The organism is Sphingobium anseongense (assembly GCF_037725245.1).
Lineage (GTDB): Bacteria > Pseudomonadota > Alphaproteobacteria > Sphingomonadales > Sphingomonadaceae > Sphingobium.
Genome location: NZ_JBBJUL010000029.1, coordinates 1 through 1703, shown reverse-complemented (window position 1 = coordinate 1703; position 1703 = coordinate 1). Strand labels below are relative to the sequence as shown.

Below are 1703 nucleotides of genomic sequence, written 5' to 3'. Positions count from 1 at the left end.
GCACCATAGCTTCCATACCCCCTTTCAGGTCGGATAAAATCCTGAAAGGTGAGGTAGTTAGAGCGGAGCGAACTCCGTCTTTTGGACTGTAGGACGGACGCTCTGCAAAGGTCAGTTTCAAGACCATACGCCGCACTTCCAGCGAACCATTTTTGTATATCTCCCAAGGACTTGCGAGAAAGACGAGAGCGGAGCGAACTGTCTTTTCAAAATCGCCTTTCGGACGCCCCAGATTCGCGGCTTTTTCTGCGCACATCGCCTTGTTCTGTTCAAGGAGACGAAGGCGATTCTCGTAAGCCTTGATGATCGTAGGATTATCCGCTTCGATAATTCGGTCGAGCAATTGGTTGATCGCGCGTTCGTTGGAACGCAACTCATCTTCCGCGGATTGACGACGGGCCTTCGATGATGCCAGCCTTTCGTCTCACCAGTCTTTTAGCAGCGCCACCGCCAATCCAAAAATTTCTCGGCTGGGCTGAAGCTGCTGAAGGATCGCTTCAAAATCGCCCTCCAGCTTTTCACGGCGAATGGATTTCCGATAGGAGGGGCAATGCTTCTTGAAGCAGAAGTAGATCGCGTACCATTTCGACCTGCCCTTGGAGTAGCAGGAGGTAAGTTGGGTGCCGCAGTCGTGGCATACGACCACGCCCCGCAGCGGGAACTCGGCGGAAATATCTTTCCGCGCTGGCGCGACCGATTTGACCTTCAAGCGATCCTGAATCTTCAAATAGTTCTCATAGCTGATCAACGCCGGGTGATGCCCTTTGGTGATACCGATGTTCCAGTTGGGAGCCTCGACCATCCCGGCATAGACAGGGCGCGTCAGCAACGCGCTCACATGCTGAAACAAAACATGCCCGTTGCGGTCCTTGGGATATTCCGGCTGGGCTTCAAGGAAGCGCACGACCTCAGCTTGTGACCCGAACCTGCCGCTGGCAAATCCTTCGAGCGCTTCGGCTATGATTGTGGCATAAGGCTCATTGCGAAAGAGCATCCTGCCGCGCCCCTTCACCATGCGATAGGAATAGCCGATGGGCTTCGCGAACACGTAATAGCCATTGGCAACCCGTGCCTTCATCCGGTTGAGGGTTTGTTCTGCGTTCTTCTCGCGTTGATGCTGATAGGAACTGGCGAGAATGTTTTCATGGAAGCGGCCATCTGGGTCTTCGCGGAATTCATGGCTGGGTGAGGCCATGAACGAGCCGATGGTCTTCACCATGCGGCGCAGTTGCGTATGGGCTTCCACGTCCCGCGCGATCCGGCTCAAATCGTCTACGATCACGAAATGGGCGATCTTTTTCTTTTTGAGATAGGCCATCATCTCCTTGACCGCCGGGCGATCCGATGTCTGGCCCGTGAAGTCGTCGTGGAATGTCTGGACGACGCGATAGCCTTTACGCAGAGCGAATTGGCGGCAGCGCGTTTCCTGGGAGTCGAGGCCGTTGCCTTCGGATTTCTGTTTCTTGTCGCTCACGCGGCAATAGATCACGGCGGGCGGCTGGTGGTCGCTACTCATGGGTTTCGTCCTCTCCGCGTTGCTCCGCAGTCTGGTTGAATGTCGATGTCAGGTGATGGTTCGATTCTATCCCAGCCGAATCCAAATCGGATAATAAATCCAGTGTTGTCCCCAGCAAAATTTGCTCTGGCGTTTCCTCGAAAGCCAGATCGACAAAGCCGCGCATCATGTTGCTGACAATCTCGAT

Annotated in this window: 2 protein-coding genes and 1 pseudogene; all 3 read right to left on the bottom strand. The window is 54.4% G+C overall.

The genetic code is table 11. From position 1 onward, the window contains the following. A pseudogene (locus WG908_RS16435) lies at positions 1 to 373 on the bottom strand (recombinase family protein); the annotation flags it as partial. Between the two features lie 51 nt (positions 374 to 424). Then, positions 425 to 1516 carry a recombinase family protein gene (locus WG908_RS16430; RefSeq protein ID WP_340187586.1) on the bottom strand — a complete coding sequence of 364 codons (1092 nt, stop codon included), beginning with the start codon at positions 1514 to 1516 and terminating at the stop codon, positions 425 to 427. Further along, the coding region (locus tag WG908_RS16425; protein ID WP_340187585.1) for a hypothetical protein at positions 1509 to 1703 on the bottom strand (195 nt) is incomplete at its 5' end. The genes WG908_RS16430 and WG908_RS16425, both read right to left, overlap by 8 nt.